Genomic DNA, 19,358 nt, shown 5'->3' with positions numbered 1-19,358 from the left:
CGCCGGCAGGTGCGGGTCGTCGCCTACATGAGTGCGCGGGTCACTGCGGGACCTGCGTGACCTGCCGGGCCGCCGGCAGGGCGATGACCACGGTCAGCCCCCCGCCCGGGGTGTCCTCGGCATAGATGGTTCCGCCCATGGCCTCCGTGAAGCCGCGGGCGACGGTGAGCCCGAGGCCGACCCCGCTGGTCGCGTTCCGGTTCCTGCGGCGCCGGTACGGGGTGAACCGACGGGTGAACAAGGCAACCCGGGTGGCGGGGGGAACGCCGGGACCGGAGTCGACGATCCGCAGCTCGACGCGGTCGGCGAGAGCTCTTCCGCGGATCGCCACGGGCGCGCCGCGGCCGTGCCGCAGGGCGTTGTCGACCACGTTGGCGATGACGCGTTCAAGGAGGCCGGCGTCGGCGAGGACCTCGGGCATGAACTCGTCGATCTCGACGTCCACCGCGTGGGCTTCGGGCAAGGCGTCGATGGCGTGGGCGGCGACCTCGTCGTAGCCCACGGCAGCCAGCTGCGGGAAGACGGCTCCGGCGGCCAGCCGCGAAGAGTCCAGCACGTTGCTGATGAGCCCGATGAGCCGGTCGGTCGACTCCTCGATGGCCGCGCCGAGTTCGGCGCTGTCGGATTCGGACAGGTCCAACTGGGGATCTCGCAGGCACGTCACCGCGGCCTTGATCGACGTCAGCGGGGTCCGCAGGTCGTGCCCGATGGCCGAAAGCAGCGGGGTGGGCACCGCCGAGGATTCCGCTCGCCGTTTGGAGTCCGCGGCTTCGGCGGCGATCCGCTGGTTGCGCAGCGCCAGCAGGGATTGGCCGCCCATCGTCTCGAGCAGCCCTCGATCGGCGGCCGCGAGCGATCGGCCGGTGCCGACGAGGTGGATGTCGGGTTCGAGCTCCACGTCCACCTCGGCGTCCTCGGGCCGGTCGCAGTTGTTAGGGCCGGCGCAAGCTGTCGTCACCCAGTGGCCGTCCTGGGCGCGCTCCACGATGGCGACCGAAGTGAGGCCGAAGGCCTCGCGCACCGTGCCGAGCAACCGGGGCAGCGGGTTGTCGGGGGTGAGCACGGTCCGGGAGAACGAGGTGAGCAGCGCTGCCTCGGTGCGCGCGCGGGCCGCCTGCTCGGCGCGGTGCGCGGTTCGGTCGACAAGCAGCGCGACGATGACCGCGACGATGACCATCGCCACGAGCGTGATGACGTGCTCCTGGTAGGCGACGCCGAAGTTGTGCAGCGGCGGGATCAGGAAGAAGTTGAGCAGCAGTCCGCCGACCACGGCGGCCAGCAACGCGGGTCCGAGCCCTCCGATCAGTGCGACTGCGATGGTGGCCAGGAAGAACAGCACCACGTCGGTGGGCAGCGCGATCGTGCCGGGGGCCAGCATCCCGGCGGCTGTGGCCAGCGCGGGCAGGACGAGACCGGCGGCCCAGGCCGCGAGGCGCCGGTGCGGCGAGAGCGTTCCACGGCGCACGCGCAGCCGCAGCCCTTGTCCTGCGTCGTCGTGGTTGACCATGTGCACGTCGATCGGGCCGGCCGCCCGCACGACACGGGCACCGATGCCCTCGGCGAACACGCGGGCGAGCCGGGAGCGCCGCGACGTGCCGATGACCAGCTGGGTGGCGTTGGCTCCTTGGGCGAAGTCGAGCAGCGCGGTCGTGACGTCGTCGCCGACGACGGTGTGGAACGACGCTCCTAGATCCTCCGCGAGCCGGCGGAGCCCGGCCAGCGCACTGACCGGACCGCCCGGCAGCCCGTCGGCGCGCAGCACGTGGACGCACATCAGGTCGGCGGACCCGAACCGCATGGCCAGGCGGGCGGCACGGCGGAGCACCGTCTCACTCTCCGGACCCCCGGTGACGGCTACCACCACTCGTTCCCGCGTTTCCCACACCTCGCCGATCTGCCGGTCGGTGCGGTAGCGCAGCAGGGCGAGGTCGACCTCCTCTGCCACCCAGAGCAATGCCAGCTCGCGCAACGCGATCAGGTTGCCGGGCCGGAAGTAGTTGGCCAGCGCCGCCTCGACCTTCTCCGGCCCGTAGATGTTGCCGTGCACCATCCGCCGCCGCAGTGCCTCGGGGGTGATGTCGACCAGCTCCACCTGCTCGGCGCGACGCACCACCTCGTCCGGCACGGTCTCCTTCTGCCGCACGCCGGTGATCCGCTCGACCACGTCGTTGAGCGACTCCAGGTGCTGGACGTTGACCGTGGACAGCACCGTGATGCCGGCTTCGAGCAGCTCCTCCACGTCCTGCCACCGCTTCGGGTGCTTCGATCCCGGGACGTTGGTGTGGGCGAGCTCGTCGATCAGTGCGACCTGCGGAGCGCGGGCGAGGACGGCGTCGACGTCCAGCTCGGTCAGCTCGGTGCCGCGATGGACCAGTCGGCGCCGCGGGACGGTTTCGAGCCCGTCCAGCCTGGCCGCCGTCCTGGCCCGCCCGTGGGTCTCGACGAACCCGACGACGACGTCGGTGCCGCGATCAGCCCGCCGCCGACCTTCGCCGAGCATGGCGTAGGTCTTGCCGACCCCGGGTGCCGACCCGAAGTAGATGCGCAGCTCGCCGCGCCTACCCACGGCGTCATCATCCTCCGATTTGCCGGAATGCGAGTCAGATTCCCGGGAGGTGGCGGACGACCTGGTCGATCGCGGCGATGCCGATGAACGGCACGATGATCCCGCCGAGCCCGTAGATCAGCAGGTTCCGGCGCAGCAGCGCCGCCGCGGACGACGGGCGATAGCGCACGCCGCGCAGCGCCAGCGGGATGAGTGCCACGATTATGAGCGCGTTGAAGACCACCGCGGACAGGATCGCGGACTCCGGCGTGGCCAGCCGCATCACATTGAGCGCGTTGAGCTGCGGATAGATCGCCGCGAACATCGCCGGGATGATGGCGAAGTACTTGGCGACGTCGTTCGCCACCGAGAACGTGGTCAGGGCCCCGCGGGTGATGAGAAGCTGCTTGCCGATCTCGACGATCTCGATGAGCTTGGTGGGATCGGAGTCCAAGTCGACCATGTTGCCGGCCTCCTTGGCAGCGGCCGTCCCGGAGTTCATGGTCACCCCGACGTCGGACTGCGCCAGGGCGGGAGCGTCGTTGGTGCCGTCCCCGGTCATGGCGATCAACCGGCCGCCTTCCTGCTCGCGGCGGATCAGCGCCATCTTGTCCTCGGGGGTGGCCTCGGCGAGAAAGTCGTCCACCCCTGCCTCACCTGCGATCGCCGTCGCGGTGAGCGGGTTGTCCCCGGTGATCATCACAGTGCGGATGCCCATGGCCCGCAGGTCGGCGAACCGTTCCCGCATGCCGGGCTTGACCACGTCGGACAGCCGGATCACCCCCAGCGCGGAGGCATGACCGGCGCGGGCGAGCGCGACCACCAACGGCGTGCCGCCCTGCTGGGCGACGCGGTCCGCGATGGCGCCGACCGCTGGGTCGGCTTCGCCTCCGTGCTCGGTGACCCAGCGGGCCACCGACCTCCCGGCTCCCTTGCGGACCTCGCTGCCGTCGAGGTTGATCCCTGACATGCGGGTCTGGGCACTGAACGGCACGAACTCGGCCGCCGCCTCCGAGCCGGTCGCCTCGGAGGGCAGGTCGTGCCGGGCGGCGCACAGCGCGACGATGCTGCGTCCTTCCGGGGTGGTGTCGGCCAGGCTGGACAGCCGCGCCGCCGCCGCGAGCTCCGCCATGTCGGTGCCATCGAGCGGGATGAGCTCGGTCGCCTGCCTGTTGCCGTAGGTGATGGTGCCGGTCTTGTCGAGCAGCAGGGTGTCCACGTCGCCTGCCGCCTCCACTGCACGTCCCGACGTGGCCAGCACGTTGCGCTGCACCAGCCGGTCCATGCCTGCGATGCCGATCGCGGACAGCAGCGCCCCGATGGTGGTGGGGATAAGGCAGACCAGCAGCGCGGTGAGCACCACGAGCGACTGCTGCTGGCCCGAGTAGCCGGCCATTGGCTGCAGCGCCACCACCGCCAGCAGGAAGATGATCGTCAGGGTCGCGAGCAGGATGGTCAGGGCGATCTCGTTGGGGGTCTTCTGCCGTCGCGCGCCCTCCACGAGGGCGATCATGCGGTCGACGAAGGTCTCGCCGGGTCTGGTGGTGATCTCAACGACGATCCGGTCGGAGAGCACGGTGGTTCCGCCGGTCACCGAGGAGCGGTCGCCTCCGGACTCGCGGATCACCGGGGCCGACTCGCCTGTGATCGCCGACTCGTCGACCGAGGCGATGCCTTCGACGATGTCACCGTCGCCCGGGATGAGCTCGCCGGCCTCGACCACGACCCGATCGCCGACCGCCAACTCGCTGCCGGACACCCTCTCCTCGCTGCCGTCGCGGCGAAGCCTTCGGGCGACGGTGTCCTTGCGCATCCGGCGCAGCGTCTCGGCCTGCGCCTTGCCCCGGCCCTCGGCCACCGCCTCGGCGAGGTTGGCGAAAAGCACGGTGAACCACAGCCACACCGCTATCAGCCAGGCGAACAGGCTCGGTTCAACCGCTGCGAGCACGGTGACGAGCACCGACCCGACCCACACCACGAACATCACCGGGTTGCGCAGTTGCGTGCGCGGGTCGAGCTTGCGCAGTGCGTCAGGCAGGGCGGCGAGCAGTTGCGCGGGCCGGAACGCCCCGGCCGTGACGGTGCGCCCGGCCCGTTCCGCGTGCCGCTCCTGCCGGTCCTTGATCGACGTCGGCGACCTCACGCGAGCGACTCCGCGATCGGGCCGAGCACAAGCAGCCTCGCGTTGGCCGGGGGCATCAGAACCGCTCCGGCCGGATCAGGGCTACGACCAGGTACACCAGCAGGAACAGGGCGAGAATCCCACCCACGACATTCTGCACGACCATCGGGACTGCCGATCTCTGGTGCGGGACGAACACACTGGATCGATGTCTCTCTGTTGCGACGGCTCGATCACAGGCGCGCGTAGGCCAGGTCCAGCAGCTCCTTTCAATCCGCCACGGAGCAATCCGGAGCCAGCCAGCGTACCGCCGACCGCAAGCGGCGACCCCTTACGGATCGTGACCCCGACGCGCTGCAGCGCGGCGGCCCAGTCCGGAGTTTCCGCAGGCGGCGTGGCATCGGGCGCGGTGATCGCGAGGTTGCTCAGATCGCGCAGCGGGTCACCCTCGGGATATCTAGATATGTCGTCGAACGGGCGCAGTCTTCCGTTCGTGTCGAAAACGGTCTCGGTAAGCGGGCTGTCCCACTTCTCCACGCCGGGGCGAAGATCGTTGACGACGCCCGAGCGGTCGGCCTGCGCGGGGCCCTTGCTAGCAGGGGGGTGCGGACTCCAGGTGGCAGGCACCGCGTATTCGGGATAGCGCGGACGACACCGAGGACGTCCACGGCAACCCTCGACGGGGTCGAGAGTCTCGCCGAACCAGGGAAGTGACACAGAAGATGCGCCAAGTCCGTCTCGGGCAGACCGACCTCGATGTCTCCGCCGTCGCCTTCGGCACATGGGCTTTCGGTGGCGACTGGGGAGCCTCCGACCTCGAGGAAAGCCGGACGAGCATCCACCGGGCACTCGAGCTCGGGATCAACTTCTTCGACACCGCGCAGGGCTACGGCTTCGGGGCCGCCGAGCGGCTGCTCGGAGAAACACTCCGCGAGCGGGCCCAGCGGGAGGACGTCGTCATCGCCACCAAGGGCGGCCTGCGCATGGAGGGCGACAACGTGGTCCGGGACGCGAGCGCGGACTGGCTACGCAAGGGCGCCGAGGCGAGCCTGGTCCACCTCGGTACCGACTACATCGACCTCTACCAGGTGCATTGGCCCGACCTGAACACTCCGGCCGAGGAGACCGCCGAGGTGCTCGGTGAGCTGGTCCGCGAGGGCAAGGTGCGCCACGTTGGCGTATCCAACTACGACGTCGGCGAGATGGAGGACCTCCGGCGGTTCGGCCGGCTGGAGACCCTGCAACCGCCGTACCACATGTTCCGCCGTGACATCGAGGACGAGATCCTGCCCTACGCCGCCGCACACGACATCGGGGTGCTCGTCTACGGGCCGCTGGCCCACGGACTCCTAGGGGGCCGGATGACTACCGACACGACCTTCGGGCCCGACGACTGGCGCGCCAAGAGCCCGGACTTCACGGGAGAGACCCTCCGCCGGAACCTGCAGGTGGTGGAGCGGCTGCGGGAGTTCGCCCGGGAACGGGCCGTCACGCTGCCCGAGCTCGCGGTGGCCTGGACGCTCGCCGACCCGGCGGTCGCCGTGTCCATCGTCGGCGCCCGCAGGCCGTCCCAGCTCGAGGGCACCGCGGGCGGAGCCGACCTGCACCTCTCGGAGGAGGACCTCGACAAGATCGACGCGATCCTCGTGGACGCCGCGCCCGTGTGGGGACCGCACCCCGAAGGCATGTGACCACCCGAAGGCATGTGACCACACAGGATCCGAGAGAGGACCACCTCATGGCAAAGCTAGCGTTCCTCGGCCTCGGGCTGATGGGCACGCCGATCGCGGCCCGGCTGATCGAAGCCGGCCACGACCTCACCGTCTGGAACCGGACGAGCGGCAAGACCAGGCCTCTCGTCGACCAGGGCGCCTCCGTGGCCTCGTCGCCCGCCGAAGCCGTGGCCGGGGCCGATGCCGTCTTCACGATGGTGGCGACCCCGGAGGCGCTGGAGCAGGTGTTGTTCGGCGACGAGGGCGTGGTCGGCGCGCTCAGCCCCGGGCAGCGGGTCATCGACATGTCGACGGTCGGCCCGCAGATGATCGCGTCGGTCGCGCGGCGCCTGCCGAGCCACGTCACCCTGGTCGACGCCCCGGTCCGGGGCAGCGTTCCCGAAGCGAGCACCGGCCGGCTCGAGATCTACGTCGGGGCCAGTCAGGCGGCCTTCGACTACGTCCAGCCGCTGCTCGACCCGCTCGGCAACGTGCACCACGTGGGAGGACCGGGCGCGGGCGCCGCTACCAAGGTTGTCGTCAACCTGACACTCGGCGTCGCCATCACGGCCCTCGGCGAGGCCCTCGCGCTCGCCGACACGCTCGGGATCGAGCGTACGACCTTGCTGGACGTCCTCGTCGACTCGCCGATCGGACCCATCGTCCGCGGAAAGCGCGCCAACATCGAGTCCGGCACCTACCCGCCCACCTTCAAGCTGAGCCTGGCCCTGAAGGATCTTCGCCTGGTCGGGGAGTCCGCCGCCGGATCGGGTCCGGATCTCAGGCTCGCCGCGGCGTCGCAGAGCTGGCTCGAACAGGCGGCCCGGGACGGAGCGGCCGACCTCGACTTCTCGGCGGTGGTCGCGACGATCCTGGAGGCTCGGTCGTAGGAGGGTCCTGGACAACTCCGGCCGTAGCGCAGTAGGGCCGAGTTGTCAGGCGCTCCTTAGTAGGGCAGGAGCAGCAGGACGACCGTGGCCGCCGCGAACCCGGCGACGGCCCAGCCGAACAGGGGCACCTCGGTCCGGGCGGCGGACACCACGTTCCGTCCCCGGACGACCCGGATCACCGCGGTCCGCCTGCGACGCCTGTGACCGAGCCCCAGTACGAGCACCGCCAGCAGCACCGACGCGACGGCCAGAAGAATCCGTCCGACCGAGACTGGGCCGCTCTGCCGGAACAGCAGGATCGCGCCTGCGGCAAGGAGCCCGAGCGCGCTGCGCTCCCACGACAGGGCCGTTCGTTCGACCTGCAGTCCGGGCTTCTCCTGAGATTGGCCCTGAGATTGGCGAGGCACGTCACGGTCCCACTGGCTGAGGCACGAGGTGCACGACGAGCACCAGGATCGCCACAGCCAGGAGGCCACCGCCGAGCAGCACCGGGAGCCGGGTCGGCGGCAGGTCGGCATCCAGGCGCATCGCGGCTTGGATCCGCTGCCAGCGCCGGACAGCCAGCGCCGCCAGGAGTCCACCGCCTGCCGTGAGCACGACGGCGAGGGACTGCCGCACGCCGGGAACTCCGAACGCCGGAACCAGCTGGACGACCGCGACGCCGCCCGCGATCAGCGCGAGCGCCGTGCGGATCCAGGCGAGGAAGGTGCGCTCGTTGGCGAGCGTGAAGCGGTAGTCCGGCTCCTGTTCGTCCGCGGCCGGTTCGTGTTGTCGTTCCTCATCGGCCGGATTCATGAGCTCACAGAGTCTCCAGCGGGACGCGGCGGGTTCCGCAGCCGGGCACCCACTCGAAACCGGATGCCCGATCGGTTCCGCTCAACGATGCCACTCGAGGGCGCCGGGGGCCGGTGCGTTCGAGACCCTGTCGCAGTCGCTCGGGCGCCGCGCCGGGCCGAGAGCCCGCGCTGACCTCGCGTTATCGGCAGCGGCGCAGCCGGGGGCGGGCAGCCGGACCAAGATATTTGCAGGTGGCCGGTAGGACCGGGCCCGGCTGACCCGGAGCGCAGATAGGCGTTAGCCCTGACGAAAACAGCCCGCCGGAAGACGACCATGGGAATTCCCAGGACTCGTCAGACGCACATCGGCCCGAATGGTCACCAAAGTCCGTCCGGGGGTGGGTAGGAGAGATGATTCGATGAACACGCGATCCGCCGCGGCAGCCGCCTCGTCGGCCCACCGTAAGGTCGTCAAACCCACCCCCGCAGAGCTGATGGAGGACACCGGAACGGGCCTGGACTACGGGACCCGGCCGGACCGGATGCCGGGCTTCCGCACCCCGACCGATCGCTTCTTCATCCGCAGCCACGCGCCCACTCCGCACCTGACTCCGGCCACCTGGACCCTGCAGGTCGAGGGCAACGGGGTACGCAAACCGATCGAGGACTACGTGCTGATCGGCCCGGACCACCCCGCGGACGAGCACGCGCGTGGTCCGGCCATCACAGGGATCAAGGTCGCAAGCCTGGTCGAACTGCCCTGGCCGGCGCGGCTGCGGGCGGAACCGCAGATGATCCGGGGACGAGCGTTCGCGGGAGAGAACCGGATCGCGCGGGTCGCCTACCGCATCGACGACGGTCCCTGGCGGGACGCGCCGATCGCCTCAACAGGGACGCCGGGGGTGTGGGTGCGCTGGCAGTTCAGCTGGGATCCGGAACCCGGCGAACACACCCTGCGGGTACGCGCCACCGATGACCGAGGCAACACCCAACCGGACTCCACGCCGTGGAACGAGCTGGGCTACCAGTACAACTCGGTGCTGGCCCACCCCGTGCACGTCGAGTCCGCGGTGCGTCGCGGACCGGCACGCCTCCGGTCGGCAACCGGCTCCGGGCACAGCCGGAGCGCCGCGTGAGGACGTACGCTCCGGCGCGCACCGACGTTTCCCGCGGTCCGTTGAGGCCGGTTGATTGCGGACCGACCGGGTGCGTCGGGCAGTTCCCGGCGGGCAACCGGTCGGCGCGGCGTCACGCCTGACAGCCGGCGCGCGTCACCAGGCCGGCTGCGACCCCCCGGAAGCACGGCGGCGCGCTCTCGGTGCCGATGCAGTTCAGCTCCGCCTTCGGACGCTCGGTGGTGCTCGACGGCAGCTGGGACCACTCGCGCATCGCCAACCCGACGCGGTCGGCGCCGGCGACGTGCGTGACCCGGCTGCTCGGCGCGCTCGGCGACAAGACCTGGCGGGCCGGCACGGGGTCGCCGACCCATCGCTGTTCAACCTGCTGCACCTCGGCGCCCCACGAACTGCTCGACACCGTCGAGGCCTTCCTCGACAACGCAGGTGACCAACAGCGCCGCGCACAGGCACTCGACGTGCACCGGAGCAGTCTCTGCAAACGCATCGAGGCGATCAGCGGGGTCGACCTGCCCGACGGCTGCGACCGCATTCTCGCCCACCTGGCGGTGAACTGGACCGCCTCGGTCTGGCCTCACCGGGACGTCGCGACCGGAGGGGTGAACGACGCGACACCCAGCCGGATGAGCGCCGCCGTCCTAACGGAGGAGACTGCTTCCACCATCAGGAGGAGATCGACGTGCCAGCCGAACGGCAAGAGGGTCGCTTCAACTTCGTCGGGGCAACGGCGGCGACGCCGTGAAGGGCGCACGGTGAACTTCTGGCGGTACCTGCAGTCCCGCGCGGACGACCTGCTCGTCGAAGCGCTGCAGCACGTCGCACTCGTGCTCGCCGCGGTGCTGCTGGCGGCGGTGATCTCCCTGGTCCTCGGTGTGCTCGTGCGGGACCGGCGGGCACCGTCGGCGGCGTCGCTCGCCGTCGCGTCCACGATCTTCACCATCCCTTCGCTGGCCCTGGTGGGGCTGTTGCTGCCGCTGCTCGGTCTCGGCTGGCCGCCCGCCCTCACCGCGCTGGTGCTGTACGCCCTGCTGCCGATCCTGCGCAACACACTCACGGGGCTCCGCGGCGTCGACCGGTCGATGCTGGAGGCCGCCGAGGGAATGGGGCTGGGGCCGGGCCGGGTGCTCTGGCAGATCCAGCTCCCGCTGGCCTGGCCGGTGATCCTCACGGGCATCCGGGTGGCGGCCCAGGTCACGATCGGGATCGCCGCGCTGGCCGCGTTCGTCGGCGGGCCGGGGCTCGGCGCCCGGATCTTCACCGGGCTGAGCCGTCTCGGCTCGGCCAACGCGCTCAACGACGCACTCGCGGGCACGCTCGGCGTCGTCGTGGTCGCGCTGCTCATCGACGGGATGTTCATGGTCCTCGCCGCCCTCACGACCTCGAGAGGTGTCCGTGTCCAGAAGTGAGCCGCGGCCCGCGCAGCCGATCTCCCTGCGCAACGTCACGAAGCGTTACCCGGCGATGGAGCTGCCCGCCGTCGCCGACTTCTCGATGGAGATCGAGGCGGGCGAGGTCGTCGCCTTCGTCGGTCCGTCGGGCTGCGGCAAGACCACCACGATGAAGATGATCAACCGGCTGATCGAGCCGACGTCGGGGACGATCACGATCGGCGGCGAGGACGTCGGCGGGCTCGACCCGAGCGCGCTGCGCCGCCGGATCGGCTACGTCATCCAGCAGATCGGGCTGTTCCCGCACATGACGATCGCGCAGAACATCGGGCTGATCCCGAAGCTGCTCGGCTGGAGCAAGCCGGAGATCGCCGCTCGGGTCGACGAGCTGCTCTCGCTGGTCGACCTCGACCCCGCCACCTTCGCGTCCCGCTACCCCCGGCAGCTGTCAGGCGGGCAGCAGCAGCGGGTGGGGGTGGTGCGGGCACTCGCGGCGGACCCGCCGGTCCTGCTGATGGACGAGCCGTTCGGCGCGACCGACCCGATCACCCGGGCGAACCTGCACGTCGAGTTCCTGCGCCTGCAGCAGGAGATCCGCAAGACCATCGTGTTCGTCACACACGACTTCACCGAGGCCGTGCGGCTGGGCGACCGCATCGCCGTGCTCGGGCCGCAGTCGCGTGTCGTGCAGTTCGACACCCCGTCCGCAATCCTCGGTGCCCCCGCCGACGACTACGTCGCGAGCTTCTGCGGCACCGCCCCCTCGCTGAGCAGCCTCGGCCTGCTGCCCGTGTCCGCGGCCGACCTGCTTCCCGCGGGCGGCGGTCATGCGGACGGCCCGACGGTGCGGCCGGAGGACTCTCTGCGCGACGCGCTCGACGCGCTGAACCGATCCCGCGCCGAGTACCTCACCGTCGTCGACGGCACCGGGCGGGCGGTCGGCCTGCTCGACTACCCGACCCTTCGCGACTGCCTGCACCGCAACGACGCGCTCGAGGCCATCGGCGGCGGGGCGTGAGCGAGACGCTCGAAGCCTCGCCGGCCACCCCGTTCGTCCCGCCCACGCTGCGCAACCGCGTCACCGGGCTCGTCCTCACACCGGTGCTGATCGCGCTGGCGCTGCTGACGACGTGGCTCGTCGTGTGGAGCTCGAACCTCGACAGCATCGAGGCCCGCACCCTCAACGCCGAGTACATCCGCGCCAGCGTGCTGGCGCACGTGTACCTGGCGGTGGTGTCCGGCGTGATCGTCCTGATCCTTGCCGTGGCCCTGGGCATCGCCCTCACCCGCGGGTTCGGCAAGCGGATCGCCCCGCAGGTGCTCGCGATCGTCAGCGTGGGGCAGGCCGTTCCGGCGATCGGGCTGATCGTGCTGCTCACGATCCTGTTCGGCGTCGGCGTGCGGATCGCACTGGTCGGGTTGATCGTGACGACGCTGCTCCCGGTGCTGCGCAACGTCGTCGCAGGCCTGGAGGGCGTCGATCCGGCGCTGGTCGAAGCGGCCCGCGGGATGGGGCTTCGGCCCTGGCAGGTCCTCACCACCGTCGAGCTGCCGCTGGCCGTGCCGGTGGTGCTCGCCGGGTTCCGCACCTCGCTCGTGCTGTCGGTCGGGGTCGCCACCCTCGCCACGTTCGTCAACGCGGGCGGGCTCGGCGACATGATCGTCAACGGGATCAAGCTGCAGAAGAACCTCGTGCTGATCACCGGTTGCGTGCTTGTCTGCGCGATCGCGTTCTTCCTCGACTGGTTGTGCGGCCTGCTCGAGTTGTGGCTGCGCCCACGGGGCCTGTAGGCGCCCACTCCGTTCCTCGCGCTCCCCTCCCCGGAAGGACTCTTCATGTTCCGTCGTCTCGTCGTCCTCGGCGTCGCCGCCGCCGCCGCAACCGGCCTCTCCGCGTGCGGGTCCGGCCCAGATCCGGGTGCCACCCCTGACGCCGCCCAGCCGCTGGCCGGCACCACGCTGACCATCGGGTCGAAGGATTTCACGGAGTCCATCCTGCTGAGCCAGATGGCGATGCAGATGCTCGAGGCGAACGGCGCGACGGTGAACGACAAGACCAACATCGCCGGCTCCGTGACGACGCGCAACGCACTCACGGGCGGCGACATCGACCTGTACTGGGAGTACACCGGCACGGCCTGGGTGAGCTACCTGCAGCAGACCGCGGTAGTCAACGACCCCACGCAGCTGTTCGACCAGGTGAAGCAGCAGGACGCGAGCACGAACAAGATCGCGTGGTTCAACCGGGCGCCCCTCGACAACACCTACGCGTTCGCGATCCGCCGCTCCGAGGCCGAGAAGCTGGGCGTCACGAAGCTCTCCGAGGTCGCCGCGCTGGCGAAGACCAACCCGGCAGCCGCGACGTTCTGCATCGAGAGCGAGTTCTCCACCCGCGACGACGGGTGGCCTGGGCTCACCGCCGCCTACGGCATCAACGTGCCGCCGGCCAACGTCAAGATGCTGGACACCGGCGTGATCTACACGCAGACCGCCCAGGGTGACACCTGCAACTTCGGCGAGGTGTTCACCACCGACGGCCGCATCAAGGCCCTCGACCTCGTGGTGCTGCAGGACGACCTGAAGTTCTTCCCGATCTACAACGCGGCGGTCACCACCCGCGACACGACGCTGGCCGAGCACCCGGAGATCGAGTCGATCCTCGCCCCGGTCGCCGCGGCACTCGACACCGCGACCATGCAGCAGCTCAACTCCCGCGTCGACACCGACGGTGAGGACCCGGCCGACGTCGCGCAAGCGTGGCTCACCGAGAAGGGCTTCCTCTCCTCCTGATCCGCCAGATGCGCCTGCCTGCCCCGCGACGAAGCGGCGTAGGCCAAGGACGGCGGGTGGGTGCGTCAGGGAATCGCGGCCCCACTACGGTGAGTGACGCTCCACAGCGCCGGTCAGCCGGGGAGGACTCGTGCAGCGCAACGACGGGACGGACGCCACTCGCCGGTACCGGACGCCTGATGGTCCTGTTCCGCCGCGCCGAACCGGCCCGCCGATGGCCGGGCCGCCGATGGCCGGACCGCCGATGGGTCGACCGCCGATGGGTCAACCGCCGGTCACCCGGGTCCTCGACGGGGTGGGCGGCGGGCTGCTAGGCGGCCGGTACCGGCTGGAAGGCCGCCTCAGTGCAGGCGTCGCCGACGTGCACCGGGCCACCGACCTGCGCCTGCAACGCCCCGTCGCGGTGCACATCCTGCCGCCGGGCACCAACCCCGAGGACGCGCGGCGCATCCACCAGGACGCGTGGACCCTTGCGAACCTGGACCACCCGGGCCTCGTCGACGTGCACGACTTCGCGGTCGAGAACCACCACGCGTACCTGGTGACGCAGCTGGTCGAGGGGCCGACGCTGGACGACGTCCTGACTCGCGAGCGGCTGCCGCTCGACGAGATCACCAGGATCGGCGCCGACGTTGCCGACGTGCTCGCCTACGTCCACGAGCAGGGTGTGGTACACGGCGACCTGCAGCCGTCGAACCTGGTGACCGACCGGGACGGACGGATCCGCGTGGCGAACGTCGGCGTGTCCGGGCTCGTCAGTGGCCCCCTCCGCCCCGCCCACGGCACCGCGTACCTCTCGCCGGAGCAGGTACGGGGTGCACACGTCGGGCCACCGGCCGACGTCTACGCCTTGGGGCTGGTCCTGCTCGAGGCCGCGACGGGCCGGCGCGAGTACCCCGGCGAGGGCCACGACGCCGCCGCCGCGCGCCTCACGAACCCGCCCGCGGTGCCGCGCAACCTGTCCGACCCGCTGCGCCACGCGCTCGTCGCGATGACCGACATCGACCCGGCGCGCCGCCCGACCGCCCGCCAGGTCAACGACATACTGGCCGGCGGCTTCACCGAGGACGAGCAGCCCGAGCCGGAACAGCGGGGGCGCACCTGGGTCTGGGTGCTCGCTCTGCTCACGCTCCTCGCCGTGCTCGCCGCCATCGTCCTGCTGAACTCCGGCAGCCGGCAGCAGCCGACCGCGCCCACCACCCCGCCGACCACGGCGGAGAACACGGACGACGGGGGGAACAACGCCCCCGCACTTCCTGCAGTGCCGACCTTCCAGGCGCCCCAGCTGCCCGAGCTCCCGAAGATTCCCGACATCCCCAGCATGCCGAACCTGCCCGACCTGCCGAACATCCCGACGGTGCCGGACTCCGTCAGCAACGACGCGCAGAGCCTGTGGCAGCAGTTCACCGACTGGCTGAGCAAGCAGTTCTGATCCCGCATCCGCAGAGCGGGTCGACCGGTCAGTCGGGCTGCAGTGGAAGCTCGACGACGATCGCCGTCCCCTCCCCGGGCCGGCTGGTGACACCGATCGCCCCGCCCAGGGCCTCGACCCGGTCGCGCAGGCCGACCAGGCCGGAGCCGGCCGCAGGATCGGCGCCACCAGCGCCGTCGTCGCGGATCGAGAGGTGCAGGAGGGCGTCGCGTTGTTCGAGGGTGATGTGGGCGTGTGAGGCGCGGGCGTGTTTGATGGTGTTGGTGAGCGCCTCGGACGCGACGTAGTAGGCCGCCACCTCGATCCGGTCCGCGTGCCGGGAGTCGATGTGAATGTCGAGTTCCACGGGAAGCGCGGCGCGGCGGGCCAGGGTGCGAAGGGCCGGGCCCAGCCCACCCTCGGACAGGATCCCCGGGTGGATGCCGCGAGCGATCTCACGCAGCTCCTCGATCACCCCGTCGAGCTCGTCGGCGACCTGAGCGATCTGGGTCTGCAGCTCCGGCAGTCCCGCGGGCACGGTGGCCTGGGCCAGGCGCAGCGTGAGGCCGAGCGCGACCAGTCGCTGCTGGGTGCCGTCGTGCAGGTCGCGCTCGATCCGGCGGCGGGCGTCGTCGGCGGCGGCGACGATCCGGGCCCGGGAGGCGGTGAGCTCGGCGCGGCTGTCGGCGTTCGCGACCGCGGTGCCCACGAGCTCGGTGAACCCTGCCATCCGCTCCTCGGTGTCGGCCGGAAGGTGCGCGCGCCGGGTCCCGATGGCGATCGCGCCCCACAGCCGCCCCTCGACGACGATCGGCGCCGCGACCGACGACCGGAATCCCATCCGGCGGACAGCCTCCGCGTAGTCGCCGGGGGCGTGGCGGTAGTCGTCGCAGCGCGCCGGGCGGCCCGTGCGCAATGCGACCGCAACGGCCACGGGCGGCTCGAGCTTCCAGCGGCTCCCCACCGGCAGCTCGGCGCGGTGTGCCCCGACGCTCGCGACGAGAGCCACCGCGCCGTCGGGATCGCGGCGAACGATGACTGTGCCGTCGGCCCCGAGGACGCTGCTGGCCTCCTGCGCGACGGCCGCGAAGACCTCGGCCGGCGGCAGCCCGCGGGCGACCAACGTGGCGACGCGGCGCAACGCGGCCTGCTCGTCGGCGAGGACGCGCAGGTCCTCGCGGCTCGCGGCGTTCGCGGCCGCGAGCATTTCGGCCTCGCGGGTGCGGCGTGCGGCCAGGCCGACAACCGTGCTGACCGCGCCGGCGACGAGGACGAACGCGACCAGGGCCACCGCATCGTTGAGATTGGCGACGGCGAAGCTGTCCGGCGGAATGAAGTAGTAGGCCAGCAACAACGCGGCCCCGACCGCGGCGGCCAGCGCCGGACCCAGCCCACCGACCAGCGCCACCGCCACCACGGCGAGCAGGTAGAAGAGCATCTGGCTGGGCAAGTTCAGGATGCCGCGGAGCTGGGCCAAACCGAGGGTCAGCAGTGGAAGAACGACCAGCCCGGTCAGCGCCGCGGCGAGCCGGCGCCGCAGGGAGACCCCCGCGCCCAGGGCAGGCAGCCGTCGTCGGTTCGCGGCGGGCCCGGGACGGACGGTCTGCACGTTGGGGTCGTCCTTCCCGTCCAGCGGTCGGTAGCGCGGACCGTCCCGTCAACAACCGGGCAGGCCGCGACGGCCGGCGCCCAGGACTAGCGGAATTGCGTGCTCGGCACGGGCGAAGTCCAGCAACCCCGAGCCGGCTGCACGACATGGTAGTGACGAATGGTAAACACGGCGCCGACTCGATCGGCAACCCGCGTGTCCTGGTCGTCGTCGCTGAACTGACTGCGCCTGGGCGGCAGTCAGGGCCAACCGTTCCTGCCTGTCCGTCTACCGCCGCCACGACAACGCGGGTCAGGATCGTTGAGATCACCTGACAATAACGCCGCTTCTGTTCTGTACGTCCCATTTCCTTCGAATATTCCAGGACAGACGACCTTCTGGCGGCGCTGCTCGGCCATCAGTCGCCGGCCGGAAGGCAGCATACCGCCGGCAAGCAGCACCCCGGCTAGCAGGTATACGAGGATCCCGGCTGGCCAGGGCCGCCGATACGGGCTAGCGGTGACGACACGCAGGCCGCCAAAGGCAATGCTCGGATGAGCTGAAATCCATGGCGGCTTCCTAGAGATGGCCCGATCCACTGCCGGCCCCGCCCAGCGCAATTCGAAGAACCGCCTGCCCGACTCTGCCCTCGGACATGCGGCGAATGCCCAGCGGTGCGAACACGCTTGACATGGCGCGAAACCCTATGTGAAAGGTGCAGCACATGACCGAGACGATCGCCGGGATCGACATTCCCGACACCGAGCTGGCCCGCGAGGCCACCGAACTGGTCCACAAGGCCGCTGCCCCGCTGTTGTTCAACCACTCCCGCCGCGTGTTCCTGTTCGCGAGCCTGAAGGGCCGCTACCGCAAGATCGAGGCCGACCCCGAACTGCTCTACGTCGGCGCGATGTTCCACGACCTCGGCCTGACCGAGACCTTCCGGCGCACCGACCAACGCTTCGAAGTCGACGGCGCCGACCTTGCGCGAGACTTCCTGCTCGACCACGGCCGCAGCGCCGCCGAGGCCCGCGCCGTCTGGCTGGGCATCGCCCTGCACACCACCCCAGGCATCCCCAACCACCTCGAACCCGAAACAGCCCTGGTCAGCCTCGGCGTCGAGACCGACGTGCTGGGGATGGACCTCGACCAGGTCACCGCGAAGGAGGTCGCCGCCGTCGTGGCCGCACACCCACGACCGGACTTCAAGAACAACATCCTGCAGGCCTTCTACGAGGGAATGAAGGACCGCCCCGACACCACCTTCGGAACCATGAACGACGACGTGCTCGCCCACTTCGCGCCCGGCTTCACCCGCGCGGACTTCGTGGACATCATCACCGGCTCGGCCTGGCCCGAGTGAGATCGACAGGAATTGAGCCGAGGACCCCACCACCGCCTGAGTTCCGCCGTCGGCCTGCTTCAGCCAAGTTGGAACCCGCATCACTTGTGTGCTGTGCACAGTGTGATGTACGCGGGCTGGGGAAGCGATTCGGCGGCGTGCAGGCCGACTTCGGCGCGGCACCGACGCTCGACGAGCCGTGAGCTCGATCGCAATCCGGTCTAGTCGGCAGGGCTCGCAGCAGAGCGAGGGATGCGCACCCGGAACAGAGCACCCTTCCCGGGCGCGGTCTCGACCTCGGCTCTGCCGCCGTGGCCTTCGGCGATGGCGGCGACAATGGACAGCCCGAGACCGGAGCCGCCACTGGCACGGCTGCGGGACGCGTCGGCCCGGTAGAACCGTTCGAAGATCCGGTCGGCATGCTCGGGGCCCAGCCCCGGACCTTCGTCGATGACCTCGATCAACGCGTCCGCGCCCTCTGTCCGCACCCTCACGGTGACCGTCGTGGCGGAGGGCGTGTGGTGCAGCGCGTTGCCCACCAGGTTCGCCAGCACCTGCCGGAGTTGATGTTCGTCGCCGGACACCGCGAGGAACTCCGGTGCGTCCAGCAGGACCGGGCGGCCGGGTTCGACGGCCCGGGCGTCGTGCGCGGCGTCGGCAGCGAGGCCGGCGAGATCGACCGGATTACGCACCGGCACACGTTCCTCGTCCATGCGGGCGAGCATCAGCAGGTCGTTCACGAGAACACCCATCCGCACGGACTCCGACTCGATCCGCTCCATCAGCCGCCCGACGTCGCTCGCGGCGCCTTGGCGGTACAGCTCGGCGAAACCCCGGATCGACGTGAGCGGGGTCCGCAACTCGTGGCTTGCATCAGCGACGAACCGGCGCATGCGGTCCTCGGACCGGCGGGCGGAGGCCTCGGACTGGCGCTGCACGTGCAGCGCCATCTCGATGCGGCCCAGCATCACGTTCAGGGCCCGGCCGAGCCGCCCCACCTCCGTGCGGGGATCAGCATCCGACACCCTGCGGGAGAACTCGCCGGCGGCGATCGCCTCCGCGGTGGTCTCGACCTCGCTCAACGGACGCAGGCTCCGCCGCACGACCCGGTGCGCCAGCGCCGCGGCCAGCAGCAGGACCGCCGTCCCGATCACAACGCTCTGTAGGGCGAGTCGGCGCAGCGTGGCATCGACGTCATTGAGGCTGGACGCCACGAGCACGCTTCCCGAGCCGTCTGCCAGCGGCAGCGCCACCAGTCTCCACCGCGGCCCGTCGGACTCCACCGAGTCGACGAACACCGGCTCACCGCCGTGGGCTCTCACGGTCTCGACGTCCCAATGCGGAAACGCCGGCACCGGATCGCCCCCCGACAGGAGGGTGTCCACCGTGGTGACGGCGTTGCCGCTCCCGTCGGTGACCACCAGGACGAACGTACTTGGTAGCAGCGGAGCCGGCGGTGGCGCGTTCGGCGGAACGAGCCGGGCCGGCAGTCCGCGGGTGACCACGTTCCTCCCGAGCCCGGTGAGGTGCTGATCGAGCTCACCCACCATGTAACTGCTCAGCGCGGCGGTGGAGGCCGCACCCGCACCCGCTAGCCCCAACGCCACCAGTGCCACGAGCGCCAGCACCAGGCCGGCGCGCAGGGACAGGGCTGCCAC

The 19,358-nt window shown here is 70.7% G+C and carries 16 protein-coding genes; 9 read left to right on the top strand and 7 right to left on the bottom strand.

Annotated features, from left to right (window positions below; genetic code table 11):
- Positions 1-40 precede the first annotated feature (40 nt).
- Genes ABD143_RS33105 through kdpF form a run of 3 tightly spaced genes read right to left on the bottom strand, consistent with a single transcriptional unit; the run spans position 41 to position 4,833 of the window.
- Positions 41-2,566: a DUF4118 domain-containing protein gene (locus tag ABD143_RS33105; protein WP_343985975.1), complete on the bottom strand. Its 2,526-nt coding sequence runs from the start codon at positions 2,564-2,566 to the stop codon at positions 41-43.
- Positions 2,567-2,600: 34 nt separating this feature from the next.
- The gene (gene kdpB / locus ABD143_RS33100) at positions 2,601-4,688 is read right to left on the bottom strand and encodes a potassium-transporting ATPase subunit KdpB (protein WP_343985972.1); all 2,088 of its coding nucleotides are present in this window, start codon (positions 4,686-4,688) and stop codon (positions 2,601-2,603) included.
- A 55-nt stretch (positions 4,689-4,743) separates the two neighbouring features.
- Positions 4,744-4,833 (bottom strand): K(+)-transporting ATPase subunit F, encoded by a 90-nt coding sequence (gene kdpF / locus ABD143_RS33095; protein WP_343985969.1) that lies wholly within the window; start codon positions 4,831-4,833, stop codon positions 4,744-4,746.
- 556 nt (positions 4,834-5,389) lie between these two features.
- Here kdpF and ABD143_RS33090 point away from each other — a divergent pair.
- Together ABD143_RS33090 and ABD143_RS33085 are read left to right on the top strand one after the other, a co-directional pair.
- Complete coding sequence (locus ABD143_RS33090; RefSeq protein WP_343985967.1) at positions 5,390-6,358, top strand: aldo/keto reductase; 969 nt, start codon at positions 5,390-5,392, stop codon at positions 6,356-6,358.
- A gap of 47 nt (positions 6,359-6,405) precedes the next feature.
- Positions 6,406-7,269, top strand: coding sequence for an NAD(P)-dependent oxidoreductase (locus tag ABD143_RS33085; RefSeq protein WP_343985965.1), 864 nt, complete (start codon positions 6,406-6,408; stop codon positions 7,267-7,269).
- A 56-nt stretch (positions 7,270-7,325) separates the two neighbouring features.
- On the opposite strand, the gene ABD143_RS33080 is transcribed toward ABD143_RS33085, so the two are convergent.
- A complete protein-coding gene (locus ABD143_RS33080) occupies positions 7,326-7,676 on the bottom strand; it encodes a DUF202 domain-containing protein (RefSeq protein ID WP_343985962.1) in 351 nt (116 codons plus the stop codon).
- Position 7,677: 1 nt separating this feature from the next.
- The gene (locus ABD143_RS33075; protein WP_343985959.1) at positions 7,678-8,064 is read right to left on the bottom strand and encodes a YidH family protein; all 387 of its coding nucleotides are present in this window, start codon (positions 8,062-8,064) and stop codon (positions 7,678-7,680) included.
- 400 nt (positions 8,065-8,464) lie between these two features.
- Here ABD143_RS33075 and ABD143_RS33070 point away from each other — a divergent pair, with 400 nt between their 5' ends.
- The 6 genes from ABD143_RS33070 (at position 8,465) to ABD143_RS33040 (ending at position 14,791) form a co-directional block, all read left to right on the top strand.
- The gene (locus ABD143_RS33070) at positions 8,465-9,181 is read left to right on the top strand and encodes a molybdopterin-binding protein (RefSeq protein ID WP_343985956.1); all 717 of its coding nucleotides are present in this window, start codon (positions 8,465-8,467) and stop codon (positions 9,179-9,181) included.
- A gap of 188 nt (positions 9,182-9,369) precedes the next feature.
- Positions 9,370-10,587, top strand: a complete 1,218-nt coding sequence (locus ABD143_RS38400) for an ABC transporter permease (protein WP_417715284.1) — start codon at positions 9,370-9,372, stop codon at positions 10,585-10,587.
- Complete coding sequence (locus tag ABD143_RS33055; protein WP_379659926.1) at positions 10,574-11,587, top strand: ABC transporter ATP-binding protein; 1,014 nt, start codon at positions 10,574-10,576, stop codon at positions 11,585-11,587. The genes ABD143_RS38400 and ABD143_RS33055 overlap by 14 nt, the downstream gene beginning before the upstream one ends.
- The gene (locus ABD143_RS33050; RefSeq protein ID WP_343985952.1) at positions 11,584-12,360 is read left to right on the top strand and encodes an ABC transporter permease; all 777 of its coding nucleotides are present in this window, start codon (positions 11,584-11,586) and stop codon (positions 12,358-12,360) included. The genes ABD143_RS33055 and ABD143_RS33050 overlap by 4 nt, the downstream gene beginning before the upstream one ends.
- Positions 12,361-12,405: 45 nt before the next feature.
- Positions 12,406-13,359 (top strand): glycine betaine ABC transporter substrate-binding protein, encoded by a 954-nt coding sequence (locus ABD143_RS33045; RefSeq protein WP_343985948.1) that lies wholly within the window; start codon positions 12,406-12,408, stop codon positions 13,357-13,359.
- A gap of 259 nt (positions 13,360-13,618) precedes the next feature.
- Positions 13,619-14,791, top strand: coding sequence for a protein kinase domain-containing protein (locus tag ABD143_RS33040; RefSeq protein WP_343985945.1), 1,173 nt, complete (start codon positions 13,619-13,621; stop codon positions 14,789-14,791).
- Between the two features lie 28 nt (positions 14,792-14,819).
- Here the strand turns inward: ABD143_RS33040 and ABD143_RS33035 are convergent, their stop codons facing one another.
- Entirely contained in the window at positions 14,820-16,379 is a 1,560-nt protein-coding gene (locus tag ABD143_RS33035; protein WP_343985942.1) for a sensor histidine kinase, read from the bottom strand.
- Between the two features lie 703 nt (positions 16,380-17,082).
- Between ABD143_RS33035 and ABD143_RS33030 the strand changes: the two genes are divergently transcribed.
- Positions 17,083-17,721 carry an HD domain-containing protein gene (locus tag ABD143_RS33030; protein WP_343985939.1) on the top strand — a complete coding sequence of 213 codons (639 nt, stop codon included), beginning with the start codon at positions 17,083-17,085 and terminating at the stop codon, positions 17,719-17,721.
- 200 nt (positions 17,722-17,921) lie between these two features.
- On the opposite strand, the gene ABD143_RS33025 is transcribed toward ABD143_RS33030, so the two are convergent.
- Positions 17,922-19,358, bottom strand: a complete 1,437-nt coding sequence (locus tag ABD143_RS33025; protein ID WP_343985936.1) for a sensor histidine kinase — start codon at positions 19,356-19,358, stop codon at positions 17,922-17,924.

Source organism: Pseudonocardia aurantiaca, assembly GCF_039526725.1.
In the GTDB taxonomy this organism is placed as follows: domain Bacteria; phylum Actinomycetota; class Actinomycetes; order Mycobacteriales; family Pseudonocardiaceae; genus Pseudonocardia; species Pseudonocardia aurantiaca.
Note: the sequence above shows the minus strand (reverse complement) of the source record. Positions and strands in the feature narration are given on the sequence as shown.

What these genes read in the sequence shown, in the direction of transcription:
- ABD143_RS33075 (WP_343985959.1), bottom strand. Translation starts at nt 8,064, where the DNA reads ATGAATCCGGCCGATGAGGAACGACAACACGAACCGGCCGCGGACGAA.
- ABD143_RS33090 (WP_343985967.1), top strand. Translation starts at nt 5,390, where the DNA reads ATGCGCCAAGTCCGTCTCGGGCAGACCGACCTCGATGTCTCCGCCGTC.
- ABD143_RS33040 (WP_343985945.1), top strand. Translation starts at nt 13,619, where the DNA reads ATGGGTCAACCGCCGGTCACCCGGGTCCTCGACGGGGTGGGCGGCGGG.
- ABD143_RS33045 (WP_343985948.1), top strand. Translation starts at nt 12,406, where the DNA reads ATGTTCCGTCGTCTCGTCGTCCTCGGCGTCGCCGCCGCCGCCGCAACC.
- kdpF (WP_343985969.1), bottom strand. Translation starts at nt 4,833, where the DNA reads ATGGTCGTGCAGAATGTCGTGGGTGGGATTCTCGCCCTGTTCCTGCTG.
- ABD143_RS33030 (WP_343985939.1), top strand. Translation starts at nt 17,083, where the DNA reads ATGACCGAGACGATCGCCGGGATCGACATTCCCGACACCGAGCTGGCC.
- ABD143_RS33085 (WP_343985965.1), top strand. Translation starts at nt 6,406, where the DNA reads ATGGCAAAGCTAGCGTTCCTCGGCCTCGGGCTGATGGGCACGCCGATC.
- ABD143_RS38400 (WP_417715284.1), top strand. Translation starts at nt 9,370, where the DNA reads ATGCAGTTCAGCTCCGCCTTCGGACGCTCGGTGGTGCTCGACGGCAGC.
- ABD143_RS33070 (WP_343985956.1), top strand. Translation starts at nt 8,465, where the DNA reads ATGAACACGCGATCCGCCGCGGCAGCCGCCTCGTCGGCCCACCGTAAG.